We start from the raw sequence: 22,894 nt of genomic DNA, 5'->3' as shown, positions 1-22,894 counted from the left end.
GATGAGCCAGTCAAGCGCGTTCTCTCTTCTTTCGCCAGGCATCCAGCGCTACTTGTGGGCAGAGCAATGGGAAGCCCTGCGAGATGTCCAGGAAATGGCCATCCCACTGATCCTGCCTGCCGATCAAGATGTGATCGTTGCCGCTAGCACCGCCTCGGGCAAGACGGAAGCGGCCTTCCTTCCAGCGCTGACCTATCTTGAACAGCAAACCCCAGCAGGTTTGATCGTTTACATCAGCCCCTTGAAGGCCTTGATCAATGATCAATTCGGTCGATTGGAGCGACTGTGCGAAGACCTCGAAATTCCGGTGTGGCCGTGGCATGGGGACATCAGCAGCACAAGCAAACAGCGCTTCTTCAAGAAACCACATGGCGTCGTTCTAATCACGCCAGAGTCGCTAGAAGCAATGCTGTGCAACCGAGGCACCTCGATTGCCGGCATCTTCAAGCACCTGGCTTACTTTGTGATCGACGAGCTGCATGCCTTCACCGGCAGTGAGCGCGGCAAACAACTTCAATCCTTGCTACACAGGATCGATACCGTCGTTGGTCGCAAAGTGCCTCGCATCGGGCTGTCGGCAACACTCGGTGACATGCAGGCTGCGGCGCGCTTTCTGCGTCCAGCGGGCACCGCCGCGATTGTAGACGCCCCTTCCGATGCGTCAGAACTTCTCCTTATCATCAAAGGCTTTGAAGAACCTGTTCCTCAAAAGGGCGAAGCTGATGACAAGAAGGAGAAGCAAGAACTAGCACCATTGGCTGTGGCCGAGCACTTGTTCAAAACCCTTCGCGGCAGCAACAATCTGGTCTTTCCCAACAGCCGCCGTGAGGTCGAGCGCTATACCCACCTGCTCAATGAGCTTTGCGAAAAAGGTGGCGTGGCGCGCGAGTTCTGGCCGCACCATGGCAGTCTTTCCAAAGAAATTCGCTACGACACTGAGGCTGCGCTCAAACAAAAGGATCAGCCAGCGACTGCCGTCTGCACCAACACATTGGAACTCGGCATCGATATCGGAGCGGTCAAGAGCGTTGCCCAGATTGGCACGCCCCCTACCGTTGCCAGTCTTCGTCAACGCATGGGCAGATCCGGAAGACGCAAAGGTGAAGCTGCGATCTTGCGCGGCTATGTGATTGAAGATGCCATTGACTCGCAGGCGGATCTTCGAACACGCCTGAGGCTCGACACCTTCCAAACTTTGGCCGTGGTCATGCTGCTCACCGAGAAATGGTATGAGCCGCCTGTGGTCAAAGGTGCGCATCTTTCCACCTTCATCCAGCAACTCCTTTCAGTCATCGCACAGTATGGCGGCCTGACCGCACCCCAGGCGTTTCAGTTGCTATGCGCGCCTAGCGCTCCTTTCAATCAAGTGTCTCGTGATGCGTTTGTCGAGCTGCTACGCCATTTGGGTCAACAAGACATCTTGATCCAAGATGGATCCGGGCTCTTGCTGCACGGGCCTGTCGGCGACCGGATCGTCAACCACTACTCGTTCTATGCAGCGTTCACGGTCGACGAAGAATGCCGGATTGTCGCCGCTGGCAAGCCGCTTGGCACCCTGCCCGTTTCCCAGATGCTCACGACCGGCCAGCGTATTTTGTTTGGTGGGCGCACCTGGCTAGTCGAGCAAATCGACGAAGGACAGAAGACGATCTACGTGTCTGCCACCAAGAGTGGCGCGCCACCTTTGTTTAGCGGCGGCGGCGGACGCGTGCACACCAAGGTGCGTCAGACCATGCGCGCGATCTATCAGGGAGCGCTGACGCCAACGTTTGTGGATGCGTGTGCGCAACGCTTCATCGACGAAGGACGGACCAGCTACCACCAACACGGCTTGGATGATCAGCTTTTCCTGGATCGTGGAAGCGACATCCTGCTTCTCACTTGGCTGGGCGATGCGGCCAACGATGCAATCGCTTGCTTACTCAATGCTAGGAACTTCAAGGCGCAGGGTAGCCGCCTGGGGGTCGAGATCATGCAGGGTCCGAATGCCCTTGAGAAAATCCAGACAGCGCTCAGAGCGATTGCCGCTACACCAACCCCGTCAATTGAAGTGCTATTGGCAGGTGCGAAAAATCTGGCCAGCCAAAAGTGGGACAGTTTGCTTTCGCCCCACTTGCTTCAAGTGTCTTATGCCAGCTCTAACCTAGACCTTGATGAGGCGATGGGTTGGCTACGCAGCTCCTTCCCATCTCGAAGTTGATCTACGAAAACTATGCGCCATATCGAAATTGTCCAATCGAAGCGTTCCACCCCGTCACCAGAAGACGCGAACAGTGCATCTTCCAAGAGGTCGTGGTCCATCACCCGCTTCGTCGGTAGTCTGGCTGCCGTGACAACACTAGCTGGAATCGTTCTTCACGGCTGTGGGCATGTTGCTTACACAAGCTATCTCAAAGCCTGGGGCGTTCAGGCCGACCTATTTCCACAATCGGCCGACTGGAAGGTCGTTCGCGGCTACTATGCCATCGTGCTGCAAGGGCTTGGAATGTTTCGCTCGTTCCCCTGGGTTTCCGTAGCAACAGCCTTTGTTTTTGTGTGGATCGCAGTTTTGATCTACCGGTTGCCCACTCGATCAGTTGGCGAAGGTCGAATTAACGAGTTTTTCCTTCGACATCCATGGATCAAGCTTATTTCCTCATCGGCCGGCATTGCTGCCTCGGGGGTTTATCTCGCACTGACACTATTTCTCGTCGGCCTGTTGGTGGCGACCCTGCCGGGTTTGCTTGGCGAGCATGCTGGTAAAGATGACGCAAACACAGAAAAGGTCCGACTCCTCGGTCCAGTCTCGCGAGGAGACTCAGAACTCTGGGAAAAGGGTGAGCGAAAGATCCGAGGCCACATCATTGCCAGTAGCTCTGACCTGATCGCCATCTACGACACCGACCGCCATCAGGTCAGAACACTCTCGCGTGGCGATTGTGAAATACGAAGAGTAAGTCCTTAGAAGCAGAGGTGTAAGGATGCTGGCGACATCTGGTCTTATCTCGGCAACATCTGCTTACAAGCGCACGCCACGAGACGGGTTCATCATCGGCCCTGCCGTATCGCTCTGCGCCACCCTTTTGCGCTCGTTGGATTGAAGCTCTCTGCGCTGCTTGGCCGTATCAACTCTGGCAATCGCCTCATCAAGCTTCGCCTCAATCGCTTCGTCTGTGATCAGGTCCCGCACATCATCTAAGTTCGCTCGGCGAACCAAGATGTCGGCCACCTCATCATGGCCATTTTCGAGTGCGACGTGCAAAGCCAATTCGGGATAAGCGGTCTTGTGCGCGAACTCTAAGATGGACTTGACGATACCTACATGCCCATTTCGTGCCGCAGATTGCAGCGCCTCTTCGCCAAAGTCACGAGGCGCACGGTGGGTTGTCACAATCGCCCCGAGCAAGGTGCGCACCAGGCGTTCATGGCCTTTCGCAGCAGCGACGTTAAGTCCCAATGCGTAGGTGTCCTCGGGATCTGGAAGGCCCGCTTCTATCAAGAAATCAACGACGTCGACATGGTTGTTCTCGGCTGCCACTGCAAAGCCGTGCTGCGCACATTGGATCTTGGATGAGAACGGCAGCAGATGCTTGACCACTTCCAAGTGGCCTTCCCGACAAGCGGCGATCAGCGCGCGACTGTCCTGTGCCTTGGCATCTGAGAACAGGACAATTTGAAAGACGACATCTGCATGACCACGGCGCGCGGCCTCATACAACGCAAGTGAGTCATGTTGCAGAGGGCTGCACTCTTTGAGCAGTCGTTTGATGCACTCCGTGTGCCCATGCCTAGCAGCAAGCACCAATGCCTCGTCATCCTCCGTGTCGCAAAATGCCATGAGCTGCTCGACTGCCCGCAGTGATCCTGCCTTAGCAGCCGCATCAAGCGGATAGACCTCAAATGACTTTGACAGCAGTGGAATCAATTGATCGACCAAGCTTTCCTTTCCGCTCCTGATTGCAACATCAATAGCGTAGCGTGCAGCAGCATCGCTCTCGCTATCGCTTTGAGCCTGACAAAGCGACATCACATAGGCCTCACTCCCCTGCTTCACTGCCTGTCTAATCTTTCTTTTAAGTGTCTGGTCCATTTTCTCTCCTCCCCTTCAACTTAACGCCATCACGCCTTTCGTCAAGATCACGGCGTGATGGCGTAAGCAGCGAAAGAAGCTCGATGACCGGCCTCAAGCGCAGCGTGATGTCTCTTGGAAAACATGCGCACGGTAGCCCTATGCCAACAACCGATGAAAGAGAGGGGCTATGCCCACCCCCTTGCCGCGAGGCTGACGCTCTTCTGGCCACCGATCACCAGGTGGTCCAGCACCCGGATGTCGAGAAGGCTCAGAGCCTGCTGCAGGCGCTCGGTGACCTTGCGGTCAGCTTCGCTGGGCTCGGGGTTTCCGCTTGGGTGGTTATGGAAAAGGATGACAGCCGCAGCGTTCAGATCCAGGGCGCGCTTGGCGACCACCCGAGGGTGCACCTCGCAGCCGTCGATGGTGCCGAAGAAGAGATGTTCGATTGCCAAGATCTGGTGCTTGATGTCCAGGAAGACGACCCCGAAGACTTCGTGACTCAGATGTGCGCAGCGGGCAATGAGGTAATCGCCGGCTTGCTCGGGGCTGTGGATGCGGCCTTGCCGTTGAAGGCGTTGTTCCAGGATGGTGGCTGCTGCGAGCAAGATGCCCTCTTCGTCCATCTGGAGTTGGTATTGAGCCTTCAGGTCTTGGGTGCGCTTCATCGGTTCTTCTCCACCAGCGCGTTGTGCGCCTCGTGGGAACCGACAGGCGGAGCGTCCGGCCCTACCGCACCCGGGAGCGAGCACCGCGCAAGCGGCGCACAGCGAAGGGCCGCAACAAAGCGCCAGCGACGAGAAGGAGGCTCGCCCTTGCGGTCGGGCCAGCGAAGCTAAAGTCCTTTTCAGAGGCCCAGCGCTGGTGGAGATGAAAATGGGTTGAAACCCCAACTCAAGCGGCAAATACCGACCTCGGTGGTCAGGAGGAAAGCAAGAGTTCTCGGCCAGCGAGCTGATGGGTCAGCGCCCCTGAGGACTTGGCCTTTGCGCGTTGCATTGCGGCGCGCTTGCGTGTCCGAGGAAAATTTGACGCATGCATACGACTCGGACCTGGAATCCTGACGACTTCAGCGCCTGCTTGGCGCTGTTCGATGGCAACGTGCCGGCGATCGTCGGCAATGAGGAACTCCCTGACTTCGTGCGATTTCTAACGCACCATGCTGCCGCCTGGCATTACCAAGTCATTGAACGTGCGGGCGAAGTGATTGCATGCGCCGGCAAGTCAATCAACCCGTATGGCACGACGGCCAGCCTCTTCTATAACAGTGATGTTTTTTTTACAACGTGCTCGTCAGTTACCGCGTCACTGTCGCCCAATTTATGGCCCCATAACCTCTTGCCATCGACACCCAAAATTTCGCGCTTTTATATATATTTAGCGACGCCCAGCACGCTCCCTCCAAGCGCGCTCGACTAGTTCTGGGCTAATGGCCGCTTTCAGAACTCGAAGTGCGTTATCCGAGTAACGAGGGTGCTTTTGAGAGCCGAACTCAAAAACCATGACATTCGCCGGATCCTCATCAACTTTTAGAAAATCTCGCACCGCCTTGGCCTTACTGGTATTCAAACCAAGCTTTACCGCAAGAGCACTAGGGCTTAAATGATACTTCCTCTGAAGATCCACCTCGCGAATGGCGGCTGCTCCCTCAGGATCGTCACCAGACACATATCGAATTCTGGGAGCATCTGGGGCCTTTGTGATTCGAACTCGAATAGTAGGACCCTCGCCTGAAACATCGGTTGCCAATGTCATCAGGCGTGGAAACACCTGTTCCACCTGAGTGCCACTCTTGATTGCATCTTCGATTCGATCCAGGTCTCGTTTCGACACCGAGACCTCTTCACTCACGTGTGCTTCCATTGCCAATAGCGCAGTGATTCGTCCTCTCGCCTCATCACGAGCACGGCGACCAGGCGCTAACAACTCTCGGATTTGAGCATATTCCCGATTTATCAGCATAATGAAATCTGGAATGGGCAGCGTTGAGAGTGGAAGAACTCTCAAAGGAAGGTGATCAGCGAGAGAGTCACCGAAATGAATAGAAAGAATTTCATCCAGCGTCGTAATAAGCGCTCGCGCATTTATATAAAGCGCATCCTCAGGCACAACGATCATCCAGTGCTGAGCTTGATCTCTCATGGCATCAATAACTCGAATAGACCCTACCTGAGCTACGGTCAGCCAACCCTTTGATAGCCCGATTTTCAGAGATCTCTCAAGGCCGATAGATGTCCCTTTCTCTTTATCAAATACATCTTCGTCCTTTTGAACCAAGAGAGCCTTTGTGAGCATCTCGCTAGCATGTTGGAGCAGCAGCAAGATTACCTCGGGTCGACCAATATCATCGTGACTATTAAAAGCTTCAAGTCCTCGGCGCAATGAAGCCAATGACTTGGATTTCAGTGTTTTAGCTTCCCGCTTAAGCTTCATCGCCTTCTCCTCTGAAGTTAAAGGGTAGCAAAAGAGAGGGGTGGGCTATACCCAGCCCATTGCCGCCAAGCGGGTGTGCTGCTGGCGGCCTATGGCCAGGTGATCGAGGACCCAGATGCCCAGGAAACCCAAGGCTTCCTGCAGACTCAACGTGACATTACGGTAGGGACAGCGAAGCCAAGGTCCCTTTCAGAGGCTCAATGCTGGTAAAAAATCTCGATGGATGCCTCAAGGCTTGCAGGCCAAACAGAGGATGGAAACAGGCGCGGCCAATGTCAGCACTGGCGGTTGCCTACTGTGCCCTGCCATGGATGGGGCATTAGCAGACACGCGCCTGCGTGCGTCATGCCTGCATGCAAGCGCATTGCTGTCCACAGGGTCGGGCTATGGCAGCACCGATGACCTCAGGTGCTTTCGTCGCTGCTCTCGAGCCCGTGCCACGACAAGATTTCGTCGGCTCGACGGCCGACGAACTGCGCGTCTTCACTCGTTAACGCCTTGCTCTCGATGGCAGAGACCATGCTGGCAAAGGCTTGCCAAAAGTGGCGCCGGTCAGGGCTGGAGACCCGCAAAGCGGGCACGGCCTCATCTAGGCGTTCGAGGTGAAAGCGCAGCTCGGCTCTATCCATAGGCTTAAGTATCGGCAGCACTGTCGCACCCTCTGAGATCGCACCGCCTGTGTCACACCATGGATCCACTCACTTGCTGGCTCGGGCGTTGGAGCTGGGTCACAACTTCAAGAATTAAGAATTGACGCTAGAGTTCGTTTGTTAGATACAAGTGACGACCGCGTGCCACACCACGGCAACAGGGGGCGGCGCAACCCTGCCACTCGCCCAGTTGGGCTGCCTGCTTCAACTCCGTCAACTCATGCGTTCCTGAACTGGCAACGGCCTTTTTCCGTGCTTGCCGAGCATGTGCTACCCCAGAAAACACAAGGAGATGTGCTGCTATGCGATTCCGAATCTTCCTCGCCGTGTCGTTGATCACCACGTTCAGTGCTGCGGCCCAGGCCCAGGTGGTCACGCTCAACAAGGGTGGCTACACGTTGAGCTACGACTGCACCAACCGCACCGCGCTGCGCTACGAGTATGTCTTGCAAGCCGACACCGGCTCGGCAGCGCGCCCTTCAAGCTTCAACTTGGATACTGAACTGCCCAGCGGCTGCGCAGGCCAGACGTCCAGTGCTTCCTATGCCAGCGTGCGTTCGGGCTATGACCGGGGGCACTTGGTGACGTCCAACCACATGGACTACAACGCAACTTACATCCGCCGCGCTAACTTGATGTCCAACATCGTTCCTCAGGTGGCTAGCTTCAATCAAGGCATCTGGGTCCGTGCCGAAGAAGTGGCTGAGTGTTATCGCGATATCGCAAGCGTCCAAGTCTATGGCGGCGTCATTTATAGCGACACGACCAACGACTACTTCCTCACCAGTCATGGCATTCGGACACCAGACTTCTTCTGGAAGACCATCATCACGGCCAATCCAAGTGGCGGCTCTCGGGCCATCAGTTGGCTCATTCCAAACAGCGCCACGCTCGGCTCGCTGGACAGCTACATCGTCAGCATCAATGAGCTGGAAGACACCTTTGGCGCCAGCACGATTGGCATCACAGCGCCAGCTAATGTCAAAGCGATGCTGCCGGCAACCACTTGGCCGCAGCCGAGTGGTTGTGATCTGAGCTAATGGACGACAATCCGCAGACGTAGAAAACGAGTGCCCGAAGAGACTTCGGGCACTCGTTGCCTCGCATTCGCAATGCCTCAGCCAGGGAAAGCCGGGAACTTCTCATCCGGGTGCTTGGCTTTCCATTCCTTGTAAGAGGCACTGCCCTGCCAAATGGTGAAGGCTTTGGGTGGACGGCCACGCCCTGACCACGTTTCTTGGTTGTGTGGCAGCCAATACTTCGGCGCCACTTCTTTCTTTGCGGAAGCAGCTTTTTTCGGCTTGGCCACACCAGCACCGATCAGAGCCGCAATCTCCGACTTCTGCTTTGCACTGAAATGCTCGGTGTATTGGTCGAGCAACTTGACGATCTCTGAATAGGCTTCAGATGATTGCTGCTGGCGTAGCTGAGCTTCCTGCTCTTCCAACTTCCGAATTTCTTCTGCCAATTTTTCTTTAGCAGCGGCAAGGGCACTCAAAGACGCGGTTGTCATTCAGGACTGTTCCAATCAGTTGATTAGCAAATTATTCGTGAGAAATCTATTGCAGTAAAGCTGCACGGCGATTTATCGAAAAGCTCTACTATTCTATCGTATTGCTCCGCAGCGGCTTCTGTCTTCTTTGGATATTGGGAGGGCATGAGGCCGGTCGGGCCTCCTCAACTTGAACAGCTTGACTACTGCCACAACCCTTGAAAGCATGTAGGTCAAGACAGGGGGTGTCTATGGATAAAGCAAGGGATCGTCGAAGCGACCAGGACTACACGGCTCAGGAGGTGGCGGACCTGAATCCTTCTGCTCGCCGAGCATTGAAGCCTCATCTGCGTTGCCCTCATTGCGAGGCAACTGCTCATTTCAGGTCGGCGTCCAGGCCCAGCCCAGGGCGGCGCAGCAAGGTTGCTCACTTCTACGCACTACCCCACGGCGACGAGTGCGACATCACCCGAAGCTATGGTGATCCATGGGAAGACGAAGATACCGATCGGACTGTGGCCCATTGGGAGCAACGAAATACCACGCTGATCGTTCGTATTCTGACCGATCAAGAAGAAGGCTTGGCCGATAACGGCTCAATCGGTGAACCCACGGAGAGCGAAAGCCGATCTCGTGGCGGCGGGGACCGGACGCGATCAACGAACTCTGTGTTGCGAGGCCCTCAAAAGCTCCTTGAACAGCTTGTGCATTGGCCAAGCTTCAAGACCAGCTCTCTAACGCTTCGCATGCCGGATCCCAATCGCACAGAGATGGCTGTCCATGACGCTTTCGTGCGCTTCGAAGATGCAACGTGGAGCGCCATACACAGCGATGGCATGGGCTCTGGGGCATTGTGCGTCCTCTTCGCTTCTGGGCACGCGGCAGCTGCTATTACTCGAACTTTGGGCCTGCTGATAGCGATTTCCGCATTTCTATTCATGAGAGCCACGTTCCAGATATTTTACGTCGCTATGGCCTTGCAACCATCGGAGAGCTGGCTGGACACTACTTGCTCCTTTTTGATATCGCTCGACAATCAACCTCATTGCGATTTACAGCAGACATCATATCCCCGAAACATATTGGTTTTATTTTTAATGATAGAGGCAACTAGCGTAGACCAATCGCCTTCGGCAACCGAGTCGCACAAACGAATTGCCTAAGTGTTTTATTCTCACCTCAAAATTCACCAAACACCAATCGGTCTCATCAAAACGCTACCACGCGCCAATAACGAAAGGAATAGTCATATGGCCGATCTCTCAGAGATGTCTGTTGTGTTGGCACTACGCGACTGGCAATGGCGTCGTGCCAAGTTGGTTGGCGCCGAACCCAAGCCAGCCGTCGGATTGTCCGGAAACGCTGAAAAAAAAGTCGGAGATAACTTAACTGACATCAATGATCGGCTTTTCATCTTTGAAGTAAAAGCGAAGCGTTCGAATATCAATGATGAATGGAATCGCCCCCAAGTAAAGCACGCCCTCTCGCGACTGGAGACGCTCGGGACATCTTTCGTAGTCCGTAATCAAGAGCAGATGTCAGTTGATGATGCCCTGCGATTTCATCAGTCGCTACAGTGCCATCACTTTGCGTTTTGGGCTCCAGACTTCAAGCGCCGCCCTAAAAACTTTGAAACGGGGCGCCCGGTTCCTGGGGCACTTTATTTAACCCCTTATTTTCTAGGTGTAATGCATCGATTCAACTCTAACTGTTGGAAGCTTATTCGATCAGATTTTAAGCGGGCCTATGGCCTCGGCCATTCATTTCCGTCAGTAACGACAGACCCGCCAGACTCAATCAGATATTTATACGATACTGAGTCTAAACTGGACGAAGTTGGAGACCAGAAAACAAAACTTATCAGTCGCTTTGAGACGCCGCACACGTGGAGTGAGCTCGGACTTCCTCTCAAAGAGTTCAGTGAATATATCGGCTATCTCTGCGGGGACGAAAAGCAACAAGAGACAATAAATGTAGTTATAATGGATAGCAACGGAAAATTCTTTGCCCACATTACTTCCACCAACGACCTACGTTCGATTTTCGAGCCCAAAGATCCTGATCCTGAATGGTCTAACTCAATAGAAGGCAAAGCAAGTATGGAGCAGTCTCAATTGGATCTAACATTACTTGAAACTGCTGAATCCAAAAAAAATGAGCTAAATCATAAGCATGTTCGTAAGGGTTTTACTCCAAACTAGCTTAACTCTATCGAAGCTCTGTTGCATCGATCTGCAGCAGCCATGCGAGCGCATAACTCTGCATAGCGCTCTTCTTGATTAATATCTCCATATAAGACTTTATTTCTCAGTCGAGTGACTGCTTCTTGTGCCATTTTTTCGGCCTCCTCAGGACGCACTTCTGATAGTGCTCTTAGGTAGGAAATAGTCCAAGCCTGCTCTGACAACTCATTTAGTCGCTGATGATTGACGTGCATACACCCCCCTTTTACTAAAAATAAGCTAGGAGAAATTCTTGTCAAGCAGCACCCTACAATTGAAGACGGAAATTAAATTTTTCCAGTCCAGGACAGTGTTGACTCAATCCGACCAACTTCTCTCGCGTTGTGAAGACCCTACTATAGGTTGAATGATGCTTATCATCGAGTTCATGCCCCACGATCTGCGCGCGCAGCTCCGACGACACACCCAGTCCTTGCAACTCTTGGATGAAGGTCTTTCGCAAGGAGTGGAAACCGCGCTTGGCCTTAGGCCAATCCTTGCCGATCTCACCCAGGTAACGGCTAAACGCCTTCGTGATCCAGTTTCCCTGCCCGTTCATGGCATCTGCTTTGGCGTGCGGGAACAAGCGCTTGTGACCAGCAGCCTTTCGGCTCTCAAACCAGTCCCAAAACCCTAGCGCCAGCAGCTCGGGATGGATGGGCACCGTGCGCAGGCTTACCTCGGTTTTGACCTTCTGGTGCTCTCCCTCATCTGAAATCCGGATGCAAGGGATGTTCTCCTCGTTGAACACATCCGCCACCAACAACTGCCCGACCTCAGAGGCTCTGGCTCCCGTGTAAAGGCCAATGAGCGCCGCCCAGCGGGCATTTGGAGAAAGCCTGGGGAAGTTGACCGGCGAGAAGATTGCCTGGATTTGCTCACGATCAAAAGCCTTAAACCCAAGCTTCCGTCGAGCCCGCCGTTCCCTTGCCGAATAGCTCACATGACCCTTGGCCGGGTTATCGCCTTGTGGGTAGTGACCCGAAACCGTGGCCCAATCGAAAAATCCTCCCTTCCCGCCCATGTAGCTCTGCTTGTTCGTCAGCGTTGGTGTGGACGCACCCTCCTTCCGCATCTGCTGATACCAGCGAGCTAGGTCTGACCGCGTGATCGTATGGATCTTCGTCTTCTCACCCAGGTAGTCCACCAATGCTTGTATGGCCGACTTCTTGATGACATAGGTCTTGGGCAAGGTGCGTCCCTTCAAGGTCGCCAACCACGCATGTTGTGCCTTCCCAAGCGTCATTGGCTCAAGGGTCGAGCCGAGCTTGGTGGCATACGCTGCGATGGCCAGTGGCGACGCCGGCAGCGCGACTGGTCGTTCGCCTTCCGAGCCGAGGCCTTCGTGGAGTTCTCGAAACAGCCTCACGCCTTTGGTGCTGTCGATTTGCCAGCGCTCATGCACGGTCCCGTCTGGCGTCCTGGTTCGATGCAAGGTCAGGTTGCGGAAGGGGGGTGCTGCAGAGGCGGATGCCACCAAGGCGGAGGCGTCTGCCTGACTGCGATGATCCAACACGTCGTCCCGCAATCGAGCGAACAGCCGCTCGTAGTGCGATGCCAAGGTGGCCGCGCGCAGTTGCGCCTCTTCCAAAACGGTCGTGTGCAAGGTGCGCTTGATCGCCTGCAAGCCGAGCAGCGGTTGAAGGTCAGCGGGAACCCGCTGCCGAAAGGACCATCGACCGGAGGGCAACGAACGCGACAAATACTGAGGGATACGCATCAACAACGAACCGGTTGCGCACTACCTTGCCTCCCTTGGAACTCCTGTTGGGCTCCGAAAACGACGACAGCGCGGACCGATCAACCTCTCAAACCGAGTGCGGGGGCAGCACTATCGCCGGAGGCAACTGGTGGTCAAGGTTGCGGCTTCGCTTTGCGAGAGCCGCTGTCAGTAGTCGTGGACTTGGCCTATCGCCAGGCCCTGAGGCGTCGGTCTTGGAGTGCGGCAAGCCAAGACGCAGAAGCAAGCTGGACTGCTGTGTGGGCATCTCAGAATGGGCTAGCGATCAAGCGGTGCAGCCGACCGCTCGCTGCACCTGATCAGCAGCGCCCCCTACTCATTCAGCCCTGACTTTAGGTATCATTTGAGGTATCAAAGCAGGCTCAACTGCAAGGCCCGAAATGCTTTAGGGTCAATGGCTTGCGTAGGGGCGTCTTCAGGCTCCGCCCACCTCCACCAAACAACGGTCCTAAGACGACCGACTAAGGCCGGGACTCCTCGATGCAGAGGGCTCCCGGCCTTTTTCATGGGCGATACCGAGACCGCCGGCTCTGGAGACCGCGTGATCTGCCACCAACTGGCGCTGACAGGCTGCCGCGCCAGCCGTTGCCAGATGCGAACACAAGACAGGCCGAAAATTGCGCCGGTGCTGGCGCACGTGTCGAATGCCTGCGACGTGCGCCTACCCTCCAGCGCGCGGGTCTTTCAGGCCTCCTCCCCCACGCCCGCCGGGAACTTGCCACGCATCGGCCGCGCGTGCGCCACGCGCGGGTGCACGCCGGCAGGATGCGTCAATTACTGACGCGGGCGGTCTGTTCGGTGCGCCCGGCAGGTCCGTCCGCAACGACGTTGACTGGCTCGTGCGCCGGTGCCGCATCGCCACGCAGTTGGTCGAAGAGCGCGAGCAGTTCGGTGGCTTCCTGTTGCAACAGGATCAGGGCGCTTTTGTTGGGTTCTTGCATGTCGCCTCCGTCCAAGACGCTCCCCAGCGTTCTCCAGGGCTGGAGCAAACCGCATGCCAGCCTGTCTGGTGCTGGCTTGGCCGATGAGACCATGCGCACCAGCACCTGCGCTCAGGCGGGTTCGAGCTGTCGTTGCGCTTCGGCGTGCATGGCCTCCAGCGTCACCATGCCGGCGACGCGAGCGGCCGCCATGGCGCTGCGGTGGTCGGGAAACGTGGCAGAAAGTGCGCTGCCTGCCCGGTCGCCGGCGCTTCCGGCACCGATCTGGGCGATCTGCCAGTCGGCAACCCAGCCGGGGCTCGGGCCATCGCCCCGGGCAGCGCGGCAGGTCAATTGATAGCTACCTAGAAAAATGACCAATCTGTTGCCCGGCTCGATGACGAGCGTAAAGCATATCGCCGTGCCGCCGCCGGAGCGACCTTGAGCCCGTCCCGCAGCTGACTGGCAAGCGAAGTGAAGCATAGGCACGCGACTTGCATCGGTCTCTACTAGACAATCAGTGTCGGGGAAACACGGTGTTGACCAAGAAAGCAAAACGCCACGCTGCCGGCGCCTTGTTGCTCGGCGGGATGATCTTCGTCCTGATCGGCATAGGCGGGTATTTGACCACGCAGCGTTCGCTGTCCGACGCCGGCTGGGTGACGCACACGCAGGAGGTGATCGCCAGCATCGACGAAATCCAGGCCGGAATGCTGTCGGCGGAGTCGTCGGTGCGCGGCTATGTCTTGACCGACAACGAAGCGTTTCTCGGCGTGTACGCCGATGCGATCGGGCGACTGCCCGAGCGCATCGTGCGGCTGGACGCCCTGGTGCAGGACAACCCGGTACAGCGGCGCCATGTCGTGGAGCTTGGGCGCCTGGTGGACATTCGCCTGACGCAGATCGACGACCTGTTGCACAGCTACCGCAAGCAGGGCCTGGATGGGGCGCGCGCCTCGATCGCACGTGGCGTGTTCCAGACCTCGTCTTCGCTGCGCCGCCAGGTGCAGATCATGACGGAACTGGAGCGCCAGCAACTGGTGAAGCGCAATGACACCAACACGCGCAGTGCGCAGTGGGTGCTGTGGGTCACGGTGGTCGGGATTTTCAGCGGCTTGCTGGTGATGTTGCTGGCCTACCGGCTGCTGTCACGCGAACTGGAACGGCGCGTGCGGGCCGAGGACGCCGCCAGCACGACCAGCGAGCGCCTGATCGAATCGTTCGCCACACTCGAACGCACGTCGGCGGGACTGGAGGCGCTGGCGCGTTACTCGGGGCTGCTGCAGAACTGCCGCGATGCCGAGGAAGCACTGGAAATCACCGCACGCACGATCGCGCCGCTGGTCCCGGGCGCGGCCGGTGCGGTCTATCTGCTGCGCGCCTCGCGCGATCGTGCCGAACAGGTGGTGGCCTGGGGCACGATGGCCGACGACGACAACGCCAGCATCGCGCCGGACACCTGCTGGGCCTTGCGCCGCGATCGCACGCATGTGGTGCAAGACGCCAGCCAAGGCATGCTCTGCCAGCACGTCGGCGCCAATCTTCCGGCGCACGCGAGCACCGTCTGCATCCCGTTGTCGGCACAGGGCACGCAGTTGGGGATGCTGGCGCTGCGCAGCGAGGATCCGCGCGACCTGGCCTCGTTGACCGTGGCCGAGGCAGCGGCCGAACAATTGTCGCTGGCGCTGCACAACCTGCGTCTGCGCGAAACGCTGCGCCAGCAGTCCATTCGCGATCCGTTGACCGGACTGTATAACCGCCGGTATCTCGAAGAGGCGCTCAATCACGAACTGGCGCGCTGCACGCGACGGGTACAGCCCTTGTCGGTGCTGATGCTGGATGTGGACCACTTCAAGCAGTTCAACGACCTGCACGGCCACAGTGGCGGTGATCGCGTCCTGGCGGCGATCGGCGAATTCCTGCTGGCGCAGACGCGCGGCGAAGACATCTGCTGCCGCTACGGCGGCGAGGAGCTGACGATCATCCTGCCCGAAGTGGACCTGGCGACCGCCTGCCGGATGGCCGAGAAGCTGCGCGCCGGCATCGAGTCCCTGCAGGTCATGGCCGATGGCGTCTCGTTGCCGAAGGTCAGTGCATCGTTCGGCGCGGCCAGCTTTCCCGAGCATGCAGGCAACATGGCGCAGCTGCTGCGGCGCGCGGACGAGGCGCTGTACCGCGCCAAGCAGGCCGGACGCAATCAGGTGGTCAGTGCCGGCGCGCCGGCCACACGGTAAGCCACGCCGTTACCAGCATTGGGGCTGCGCCTGCAGCCCCACCTTCGCGCCGTCCCGGCCGACTGCGATGCAGGCGGCTCGCCGGTTGGGCAGAGCAGCAATCACGTGCAGCTCTGCCCATCCTCATCGGTAGGAATCAGGCCGGCGCCCGCCAGCATGCCGTCCACACGGGTCCGCACATAGGCTGCGTCCTCGGACGCGGCGCTGCTCAGCAGGGCCTGGGCACGCGCCTGGAAATCGAGATAGTCGAAATCCGCGTCCTCATCGGCGGACAGCTGCGGCAGTTCGTCCTGCAGCGCATCCAGGCGCGTGTCGAGTTCTTCGCGTGTGGGCATGGCAGACTCCGACGACAAAGACGCTACGGTTGCGGCACGGCCGTCAAGGATGTGCGAAGCCCGGCGCGGCAACGCTTCATTTTCCTACCCGTTGCCGCGGCGCGTGCACGCTCAACTTTCGCAAGGCTCCGCCGATAATGATGCCGACTCCTATAGAACCTTCCCTGTGATCCTCCACCTGCGGCGGGATTTCCGCCTCGGCATCGTCAAGACGCTGGGGCCGATCACCGCGCTGTTGCTTTGCCTTTATGCGGTGTACCTGGCCATCACCGGTCAGGCGCTGGCCTGCCTCATCACCGCCTCGCTCGGCATGTTTGCGATATGGCGGGGCTGGAGGATGCGCGATGCCGAACGCACTGGCGCTGGTGGCGTGTGGCTGGCCTCCATCAACGTCGGTGGCTGTCTCGTGGCCTGCTGGACCGGCGGCGATGGTGCCCTGCCCTGGCTGTTTCCGGTGCTGGCCACCAACTACTTCCTGTGCGGCCCGCAACGCGCGGTGCTGCTGAGCCTGCCGCTGCTGGCGGCACTCTTGCTGTTGCCCGGCCTGATCGTCAGCCCCGGCCAGGGCGTGTCGACGGTCGTGGTGACGGTGGTGACGCTGGCGGTGGGCTATGCGTTTTCGTTGCGCATGCAGGACGACCGCGTGCATCTGGAAGAACTGGCCTCGCTGGATGCGCTGACCGGCCTGCCCAACCGACGCATGCTCGAGCGTGCGCTCACCCACCAGATCGATCGGCGCCAGCCGCATGAACGCCTCAACAGCCTGATCATCCTGGATCTGGACCATTTCAAGGAGGTCAACGATCTGTACGGGCATGCCGCAGGCGATGCCGCGCTGTCGGATCTGGCCACCATCCTGCGTTTCGAAGTGCGCGAGCCGCATCAGGTGTTCCGCTTCGGCGGCGAAGAATTCGTGGTGCTGTTGCGTGCCGGTTCCTTGCAGGAACTGGAAGCGGCCACCGAACGCCTGCGCAAGGTGATCCGCAACGGTCTGCGCGGCCCGGGTGGCCGTATCACGGTGTCGCTGGGCGCGGCGCGCCACGATGGCGAGACGCATTGGCAGGACTGGTTTTCGCGGGCCGATGCCGCGCTGTATCTGGCCAAGAACGGTGGCCGCGACAGCGTGCGGGTGGCCGACTGAGCGCAGGCCGTCGTCTCAACGCCCGGGCAGCGGGCACACCGGTTCGGCGCTGAGATCCCGGCACCGCGTTGGCCAACAGCCGACAACGCGTCGGCGCCGCTTGTCGCAGGCCGGCGCAGCTGACAGCGGCTCGCACGGCTGGCGAATAGCCGTCAGGTAACCCGGCAACCGGCGGATACCGGTGGTACTTGCCGATGGCGAGCCCTGGCCGCACTCGCCCGCCGGCGGTCCATCAGGGAGTCAGCCGCGCCAGACGGTTACGTCTCCGAGTGAGACTGCGGGGCGACCTGACCGCCGCCCCGCATGCCTGCCTAGCGATCGAGCACTGCCACCGGTGCTGCAGGCGCCTGGTCCTGCTTCCAGCCGCCCAAGGCCTTGTACACACCGACCACACCGACATTGACCGCTGCTTCGGCCTGCGCCAATGCATCGTCGGCGGCCAACTGGGTGCGTTGTGCGTCCAGCAGGGTCAGGAAGTCTTCCGAGCCCTCGCGGTAGCGGATCTGCGCCAGTTGTTCGGCACGCCGCGCCGCATTGGCCTGCTCCACCACGATCGCCAGGCGCGCCTGCTGGCGGCCGTAGCCGATCAAGGCGTTCTCGGTGTCTTCCAGCGCCAGCAACACCGTCTGCTGGTATTGCGCCAACGCGCCGTCGGCCTGCGCCTTGCTGGCACGCAGGCGTGCCCGTACGGTGCCGAAGTCGAATGCCGCCCAGCTGATCGACGGGGTGATCGACCAGGCCTTGCCGCTGCCCTCGGTCAGCCTGGCCGCGTCGCCGGACAGGAAGCCGACAAAGCCGCTGACGCTGATGCGCGGAAACAGGTCGGCCGTGGCCACGCCGACCTGCGCCGTGGCCGCCGCCAGCCGACGTTCGGCGCTGCGCACGTCCGGGCGCTGACGCAGCAATCCGGCGGTATCGCCCAGCGGTAACGCACGTGCGAACGCCGGCGTGGTGCGCGCCACCAGGGTGGCATCCAGGGCATTGGGCGGCTGGCCGAGCAGCACCGCCAGGCGATGGCGGTACTGCGCTTCGGCGGTTTCCAGCAGCGGAATGTCCGCCTCGATCGCCTTCAAGCGCGCCAGGCTGCTCTGCACATCCAGCTCGCTGCCCGCGCCCAGGTCCCAACGCGTCTGCGTCAGCCGCTGGGTGTCGTGCAGGTTGGTCAGCGTGCGCTTGGAAACCTCCAGCTGCTTCTGCGTGCCGCGCAACTCGAAGTAGTTGCGCGCCACTTCGGCGGCGACGGTGACCTGCACGTCGAGCAGGCCGGCCTGCTCGGCTTCCAGATCCGCGCGCGCCGCTTCGGAGGCGCGCCGCTGACGGCCGAACAGATCCAGCTCCCAGGCCGCATCCAGCCCCAGGGTGGTCTGCTCGGTGAGGAAGCGCTGGTTGCCGGCGACCACCTGCTGTTGCTCGCGGCGATCGAAACTGCCCTGCGCGGTGATGTGCGGAGCCTGGTCGAGGCGACGCTCGACGAACACCGCACGCGCCTGCTTGACGCGCGACACGGCGATGCGCAGATCGTGATTGGCGAACAAGGCATCGCGCACCAACTGTTCCAGCACCGGGTCGTCGAACTGCGACCACCAGTTGCCGACCGGCGATTCGGCACTGAAGGCCGCGTCCTGCGCGCCCTGCAAGGTCACCGCGGCCGGCGGGTCGGGCCGGTAATCCGGCCCGACCGCGCAACCGCTGAGCACCAGCGCGGCCAGTGCCACGCTCAGAAGGTTTCTTACCATGGCAACACTTCTCCCAGATGCGTAAAGCTGCCGGTGGCGCCGTGCGCGTCGAGCAGCGCCATCTGCACGCTGCTGTGCGCGCCCTGCTCTACCTCGATCTCGCCACCACCGCCGTTCATGTCGGTTTTGACGTAGCCCGGATGCACGGTGTTGACCTTGATGGCGGTGTCGCGCAGCTCATGTGCCAGATGCACCGTCCAGCTGTTGACCGCGCTCTTGGAGGCGTCGTAGGCGGGAATCTTGAAGTCGTAGATCGGCGAGCCGGGCTGGGTATGCAGGGTCAGCGAGCCAAGCATGCTGGACACATTGACGATGCGTCCGGCCAGCGAACGACGCAGCAGCGGCAGGAACGCCTTGGTGACGCTGACGACCGCGAACAGGTTGGTGTCGAAGGTCCGCTTCCACACCTCCAGGCTCTGCTGCGACGGGGTGCGCTGCATGTCCTCGATCATGATGCCGGCGTTGTTGATCAGGATGTCCAGGTGGCCGTGACGCTGTTCCACCGTGCCGACCGCCGCGGCGATGCTGATGTCGTCGTTGACGTCGAGCTGGATGGCTTCCACCGGCAGGCCTTCGGCCTGCAGCTTGAGTGCGGCGGCGACGGCATCGTCGCGCTTGCGGCCTGCCAGCAGCGTGTGCACGCCGGCCTGGGCCAACTGCCGGACGGTTTCCAGGCCGATGCCGCGGGTGGCGCCGGTGACCAATGCGATCTTGTGGTTGCTCATTTCAATGTCCTTCTACTGCGAATGGGGGTTGGGAATGACGCACTCACGCCTTGACGTGATCGTGCGCAACAGCGGCCGGTGCGGCGGGTTCGCGACGCGTCACCCACTTGCGCAGGGCCACGTAGAACACCGGGGTCAGGAACAGCCCGAACAGGGTCACGCCAAGCATGCCGGCGAACACGGTGATGCCGGTGACCGAGCGCACTTCGGCGCCGGCGCCATGCCCGAACACCAGCGGCACGGTGCCGGCGATGAAGGCGATGGAGGTCATCACGATCGGACGCAGACGCAGGCGGCAGGCTTCCAGCGCGGCCTCGACGATGCCCTTGCCATGCATTTCGAGTTCGCGGGCGAACTCCACGATCAGGATCGCGTTCTTGCACGCCAGGCCCATCAGCACCACAAGGCCTACCTGCACGAACACGTTGTTGTCGCCACCGGTGAGCCACACGCCGAACAAGGCAGACAGCAGGGTCATCGGCACGATCAGGATCACCGCCAGCGGCAGCGTCCAGCTCTCGTACAACGCGGCCAGCACCAGGAACGCCAGCAACACCGCCATCGGGAACACGATCAACGCCGAGTTGCCCTGGGTGGATTGCTGATAGCTCAGGTCGGTCCACTCGATGTTCATGCCGTTGGGCAACACCTTCGGCGCCATGCCGGCCAGCGTCTGCATCGCCTGGGTGGAGGAGAGCACGCGCGGGTCCGCTTCACCGATCAGGTCGGCGGCCGGATAGCCGTTGTAGCGGATCACCGGATCCGGGCCGTAGGTCTGCCCCAGCGTGACCATGCTGCCGATCGGCACCATCTGCCCGCGATCGTTGCGGGTGCGCAGGTTGGCGATGTCCTCGACGCTGTCGCGGAACTGTCCATCGGCCTGGGCGATCACCTGATAGGTGCGACCGAAGCGGTTGAAGTCGTTGATGTAGGACGAGCCCAGATAGGTCTGCAGCGTGTCGAACAGATTGGTCAGCGGCACGCCCTGTGCCTTGGCCTTGTCGCGATCGACCTTGGCGTCGAGCTGCGGCACATTGGCCTGATACGTGCCGATCGGGAACTGCATGCCCGGTGTTTGCGAGATCGCACCGGACATCGCATTGACCGCACTCTGCAACTGGCCATAGCCCAGGCCGGCGCGGTCCTGGATGTACAGCGAGTAGCCCGAGCCCTGCCCCAGGCCCAGGATCGGCGGCGGCATGAACGCAAACGCAAAACCCTGCTGGATCTGGCTGATGCGCGCATTGATCTCCGCGTTGATCTGCGCCGCCGTGCGGCTGCGCTGACTGAACGGCTTGAGCGTCAGGAACACCGTGCCGGTATTGGGCGTATTGGTGAACTGCAGTGGATTCAGGCCCGGAAACGCGATCGCGTGGTCCACGCCTTCGGTCTGCAAGGCGATCTGGGTGATCTGACGGATCACCTCGTTGGTGCGTTCCAGCGAGGCGCCTTCCGGCAACTTGGTGCCGGCAATCAGGTACAGCTTGTCCTGGGTCGGGATGAAGCCGCCCGGCACCACCTTGAACATGAAACCGGTGACCACCAGCAGCAGCACATACACCGCGAACACCGCGCCACGTTTGCCCAGGGTCCGCGAGACCGCGCCCTGGTACTTGTGCGAACTGCTGTTGAAGAAGCGGTTGAACGGACGGAACAACCAGCCGAACAAGCGGTCGATCAACCGCGACGGGCCATCCTTCGGTGCGTCATGCGGCTTGAGCAGCATGGCGGCCAGTGCCGGCGACAGGGTCAGCGAGTTGATCGCCGAAATCACCGTGGAAATGGCGATGGTCACCGCGAACTGCTTGTAGAACTGGCCGGTCACGCCCGACAGGAACGCCATCGGCACGAACACCGCGCACAGCACCAGCGCGATGGCGATGATCGGCCCGGACACTTCGCGCATCGCCTGATGCGCCGCGGCCAGCGGGGCCAGGCCTTCTTCGATGTTGCGTTCGACGTTTTCCACCACCACGATCGCATCGTCGACCACGATGCCGATGGCCAGCACCAGGCCGAACAGGCTCAGCGTGTTGATCGAAAAACCCAGCAGGTACAGCGCGGCAAACGTACCGACCACCGACACCGGCACCGCCAGCAACGGAATGATCGAGGCGCGCCAGGTCTGCAGGAACAGGATCACCACCAGCACCACCAGCAGCACCGCTTCCAGCAGCGTGTGCACCACCGCGCTGATCGAGTCGCGCACGAACACGGTCGGGTCGTACGCAGCCGACCACGCCATGTCCTGCGGGAACTGCTTTTCCAGCTCGGCCATCTTGGCGCGCACCGCATCGGACAATTCGATCGCGTTGGCACCCGGCGACTGGAACACGCCCATGCCGACCGCGTTCTTGTTGTCCAGCTGCGAGCGCAAGGTGTAGTTGCCGGCGCCCAGTTCCAGGCGCGCCACATCCGACAGGCGCACGATCTCGCCGCTGTTGCCACTGCGGATCACGATGTTGCCGAATTCTTCTTCGGTGGTCAGGCGGCCCTGGGCATTGATCGAGAGCAGGAAATCGCTCTTGTTGGGCATTGGCTCGGCACCGAGCTGGCCGGCGGAGACCTGCACGTTCTGCTCGCGGATGGCCGCGACCACATCGCTGGCGGTGAGCCCGCGCGCGGCGACCTTGTCCGGATCCAGCCAGATGCGCATGGCGTAGTCGCCGGCACCGAAGATCTGGATCTGGCCCACGCCCGGCAGGCGCGACAGCTCGTCCTTGACCTTCAAGGTGGCGTAGTTGCTCAGGTACAGCGAGTCGTACTTGCCCTTGGGCGAGGTCAGATGCACGACCATGGTCAGCGTCGGCGACTGCTTCTGCGTGGTCACGCCCTGGCGCCGCACGTCCTCGGGCAGACGCGCCTGCGCCTGGCTGACGCGGTTCTGCACCTGCACCTGCGCCTGGTCCGGATCGGTGCCCGGCTTGAAGGTCACGGTGACCACCAGCACGCCATCGGAGCCGGCGACCGACTTCATGTACATCATGTCTTCCACGCCGTTGATGGCTTCCTCAAGCGGCGTGGCGACGGTCTCGGCGATGACCTTGGGGTTGGCGCCCGGATACACCGCACGCACCTGCACGCTCGGCGGCACCACTTCCGGGTACTCGCTGATGGGCAGCAGCGGCATGGCGATCAGGCCGGCAGCGAAGATGATGATCGACAGCACCGCGGCAAAGATCGGTCGGTCGATGAAAAAACGGGAAAAGTCCATGGG

The 22,894-nt window shown here is 59.8% G+C and carries 19 protein-coding genes; 7 read left to right on the top strand and 12 right to left on the bottom strand.

The window, feature by feature from the left end:
* The first annotated feature begins 1 nt into the window (after window position 1).
* Window positions 2-2,200: a DEAD/DEAH box helicase gene (locus H7A86_RS07650; RefSeq protein ID WP_119132312.1), complete on the top strand. Its 2,199-nt coding sequence runs from the start codon at window positions 2-4 to the stop codon at window positions 2,198-2,200.
* 12 nt (window positions 2,201-2,212) lie between these two features.
* Window positions 2,213-2,944, top strand: a complete 732-nt coding sequence (locus H7A86_RS07645) for a hypothetical protein (protein WP_119132313.1) — start codon at window positions 2,213-2,215, stop codon at window positions 2,942-2,944.
* A gap of 54 nt (window positions 2,945-2,998) precedes the next feature.
* On the opposite strand, the gene H7A86_RS07640 is transcribed toward H7A86_RS07645, so the two are convergent.
* Together H7A86_RS07640 and H7A86_RS07635 are read right to left on the bottom strand one after the other, a co-directional pair.
* Complete coding sequence (locus tag H7A86_RS07640) at window positions 2,999-4,069, bottom strand: ankyrin repeat domain-containing protein (protein WP_119132314.1); 1,071 nt, start codon at window positions 4,067-4,069, stop codon at window positions 2,999-3,001.
* Between the two features lie 167 nt (window positions 4,070-4,236).
* A complete protein-coding gene (locus H7A86_RS07635) occupies window positions 4,237-4,716 on the bottom strand; it encodes a JAB domain-containing protein (RefSeq protein WP_119132315.1) in 480 nt (159 codons plus the stop codon).
* A 367-nt stretch (window positions 4,717-5,083) separates the two neighbouring features.
* Between H7A86_RS07635 and H7A86_RS07630 the strand changes: the two genes are divergently transcribed.
* The gene (locus tag H7A86_RS07630; protein ID WP_232099286.1) at window positions 5,084-5,467 is read left to right on the top strand and encodes a hypothetical protein; all 384 of its coding nucleotides are present in this window, start codon (window positions 5,084-5,086) and stop codon (window positions 5,465-5,467) included.
* On the opposite strand, the gene H7A86_RS07625 is transcribed toward H7A86_RS07630, so the two are convergent.
* Window positions 5,426-6,481, bottom strand: a complete 1,056-nt coding sequence (locus H7A86_RS07625) for a hypothetical protein (protein WP_180708072.1) — start codon at window positions 6,479-6,481, stop codon at window positions 5,426-5,428. The genes H7A86_RS07630 and H7A86_RS07625 overlap by 42 nt on opposite strands.
* Window positions 6,482-6,885: 404 nt before the next feature.
* The gene (locus H7A86_RS07620) at window positions 6,886-7,110 is read right to left on the bottom strand and encodes a hypothetical protein (RefSeq protein WP_180708071.1); all 225 of its coding nucleotides are present in this window, start codon (window positions 7,108-7,110) and stop codon (window positions 6,886-6,888) included.
* 323 nt (window positions 7,111-7,433) lie between these two features.
* Here H7A86_RS07620 and H7A86_RS07615 point away from each other — a divergent pair, with 323 nt between their 5' ends.
* The gene (locus tag H7A86_RS07615) at window positions 7,434-8,171 is read left to right on the top strand and encodes a DNA/RNA non-specific endonuclease (protein ID WP_119132316.1); all 738 of its coding nucleotides are present in this window, start codon (window positions 7,434-7,436) and stop codon (window positions 8,169-8,171) included.
* A 77-nt stretch (window positions 8,172-8,248) separates the two neighbouring features.
* Here the strand turns inward: H7A86_RS07615 and H7A86_RS07610 are convergent, their stop codons facing one another.
* Window positions 8,249-8,644 carry an H-NS histone family protein gene (locus H7A86_RS07610; protein ID WP_119132317.1) on the bottom strand — a complete coding sequence of 132 codons (396 nt, stop codon included), beginning with the start codon at window positions 8,642-8,644 and terminating at the stop codon, window positions 8,249-8,251.
* A 1,229-nt stretch (window positions 8,645-9,873) separates the two neighbouring features.
* Here H7A86_RS07610 and H7A86_RS07605 point away from each other — a divergent pair.
* Window positions 9,874-10,824, top strand: coding sequence for a hypothetical protein (locus H7A86_RS07605; protein WP_180708070.1), 951 nt, complete (start codon window positions 9,874-9,876; stop codon window positions 10,822-10,824).
* A gap of 289 nt (window positions 10,825-11,113) precedes the next feature.
* On the opposite strand, the gene H7A86_RS07600 is transcribed toward H7A86_RS07605, so the two are convergent.
* From H7A86_RS07600 to H7A86_RS07590, 3 genes are all read right to left on the bottom strand, one after another.
* The gene (locus H7A86_RS07600) at window positions 11,114-12,565 is read right to left on the bottom strand and encodes a DUF6538 domain-containing protein (protein ID WP_119132446.1); all 1,452 of its coding nucleotides are present in this window, start codon (window positions 12,563-12,565) and stop codon (window positions 11,114-11,116) included.
* Between the two features lie 791 nt (window positions 12,566-13,356).
* On the bottom strand, window positions 13,357-13,527 hold the full coding sequence (locus tag H7A86_RS07595; RefSeq protein ID WP_167765148.1) for a hypothetical protein: 171 nt from the start codon (window positions 13,525-13,527) through the stop codon (window positions 13,357-13,359).
* 111 nt (window positions 13,528-13,638) lie between these two features.
* Window positions 13,639-13,887 carry a hypothetical protein gene (locus H7A86_RS07590; RefSeq protein ID WP_115677062.1) on the bottom strand — a complete coding sequence of 83 codons (249 nt, stop codon included), beginning with the start codon at window positions 13,885-13,887 and terminating at the stop codon, window positions 13,639-13,641.
* A 155-nt stretch (window positions 13,888-14,042) separates the two neighbouring features.
* On the opposite strand from H7A86_RS07590, the gene H7A86_RS07585 reads away from it, so the two are divergent.
* Entirely contained in the window at window positions 14,043-15,740 is a 1,698-nt protein-coding gene (locus H7A86_RS07585; RefSeq protein WP_119132319.1) for a sensor domain-containing diguanylate cyclase, read from the top strand.
* 101 nt (window positions 15,741-15,841) lie between these two features.
* On the opposite strand, the gene H7A86_RS07580 is transcribed toward H7A86_RS07585, so the two are convergent.
* Window positions 15,842-16,147, bottom strand: a complete 306-nt coding sequence (locus H7A86_RS07580) for a hypothetical protein (RefSeq protein ID WP_119132320.1) — start codon at window positions 16,145-16,147, stop codon at window positions 15,842-15,844.
* 94 nt (window positions 16,148-16,241) lie between these two features.
* Here H7A86_RS07580 and H7A86_RS07575 point away from each other — a divergent pair, with 94 nt between their 5' ends.
* Window positions 16,242-17,216 carry a GGDEF domain-containing protein gene (locus H7A86_RS07575; RefSeq protein ID WP_104583344.1) on the top strand — a complete coding sequence of 325 codons (975 nt, stop codon included), beginning with the start codon at window positions 16,242-16,244 and terminating at the stop codon, window positions 17,214-17,216.
* A 311-nt stretch (window positions 17,217-17,527) separates the two neighbouring features.
* Here H7A86_RS07575 and H7A86_RS07570 read toward each other — a convergent pair whose 3' ends face one another.
* The 3 genes from H7A86_RS07570 to H7A86_RS07560 are packed head-to-tail and all read right to left on the bottom strand — an operon-like array spanning window position 17,528 to window position 22,891.
* Window positions 17,528-18,952, bottom strand: coding sequence for an efflux transporter outer membrane subunit (locus tag H7A86_RS07570; RefSeq protein WP_104583345.1), 1,425 nt, complete (start codon window positions 18,950-18,952; stop codon window positions 17,528-17,530).
* Complete coding sequence (locus tag H7A86_RS07565) at window positions 18,946-19,677, bottom strand: SDR family oxidoreductase (RefSeq protein WP_016904913.1); 732 nt, start codon at window positions 19,675-19,677, stop codon at window positions 18,946-18,948. The genes H7A86_RS07570 and H7A86_RS07565 overlap by 7 nt, the downstream gene beginning before the upstream one ends.
* A gap of 43 nt (window positions 19,678-19,720) precedes the next feature.
* Window positions 19,721-22,891, bottom strand: a complete 3,171-nt coding sequence (locus H7A86_RS07560; RefSeq protein ID WP_104552982.1) for an efflux RND transporter permease subunit — start codon at window positions 22,889-22,891, stop codon at window positions 19,721-19,723.
* Between the last annotated feature and the right edge of the window lie 3 nt (window positions 22,892-22,894).

This window comes from Xanthomonas euroxanthea, from assembly GCF_903989455.1.
Taxonomy (GTDB): domain Bacteria; phylum Pseudomonadota; class Gammaproteobacteria; order Xanthomonadales; family Xanthomonadaceae; genus Xanthomonas; species Xanthomonas euroxanthea.
Note: the sequence above shows the minus strand (reverse complement) of the source record. Positions and strands in the feature narration are given on the sequence as shown.

Coding starts and splice junctions, on each gene's coding strand:
- H7A86_RS07650 (WP_119132312.1), top strand. CDS start 2: ATGAGCCAGTCAAGCGCGTTCTCTCTTCTTTCGCCAGGCATCCAGCGC.
- H7A86_RS07645 (WP_119132313.1), top strand. CDS start 2,213: ATGCGCCATATCGAAATTGTCCAATCGAAGCGTTCCACCCCGTCACCA.
- H7A86_RS07640 (WP_119132314.1), bottom strand. CDS start 4,069: ATGGACCAGACACTTAAAAGAAAGATTAGACAGGCAGTGAAGCAGGGG.
- H7A86_RS07635 (WP_119132315.1), bottom strand. CDS start 4,716: ATGAAGCGCACCCAAGACCTGAAGGCTCAATACCAACTCCAGATGGAC.
- H7A86_RS07630 (WP_232099286.1), top strand. CDS start 5,084: ATGCATACGACTCGGACCTGGAATCCTGACGACTTCAGCGCCTGCTTG.
- H7A86_RS07625 (WP_180708072.1), bottom strand. CDS start 6,481: ATGAAGCTTAAGCGGGAAGCTAAAACACTGAAATCCAAGTCATTGGCT.
- H7A86_RS07620 (WP_180708071.1), bottom strand. CDS start 7,110: ATGGATAGAGCCGAGCTGCGCTTTCACCTCGAACGCCTAGATGAGGCC.
- H7A86_RS07615 (WP_119132316.1), top strand. CDS start 7,434: ATGCGATTCCGAATCTTCCTCGCCGTGTCGTTGATCACCACGTTCAGT.
- H7A86_RS07610 (WP_119132317.1), bottom strand. CDS start 8,644: ATGACAACCGCGTCTTTGAGTGCCCTTGCCGCTGCTAAAGAAAAATTG.
- H7A86_RS07605 (WP_180708070.1), top strand. CDS start 9,874: ATGGCCGATCTCTCAGAGATGTCTGTTGTGTTGGCACTACGCGACTGG.
- H7A86_RS07600 (WP_119132446.1), bottom strand. CDS start 12,565: ATGCGTATCCCTCAGTATTTGTCGCGTTCGTTGCCCTCCGGTCGATGG.
- H7A86_RS07595 (WP_167765148.1), bottom strand. CDS start 13,527: ATGCAAGAACCCAACAAAAGCGCCCTGATCCTGTTGCAACAGGAAGCC.
- H7A86_RS07570 (WP_104583345.1), bottom strand. CDS start 18,952: ATGGTAAGAAACCTTCTGAGCGTGGCACTGGCCGCGCTGGTGCTCAGC.
- H7A86_RS07565 (WP_016904913.1), bottom strand. CDS start 19,677: ATGAGCAACCACAAGATCGCATTGGTCACCGGCGCCACCCGCGGCATC.
- H7A86_RS07560 (WP_104552982.1), bottom strand. CDS start 22,891: ATGGACTTTTCCCGTTTTTTCATCGACCGACCGATCTTTGCCGCGGTG.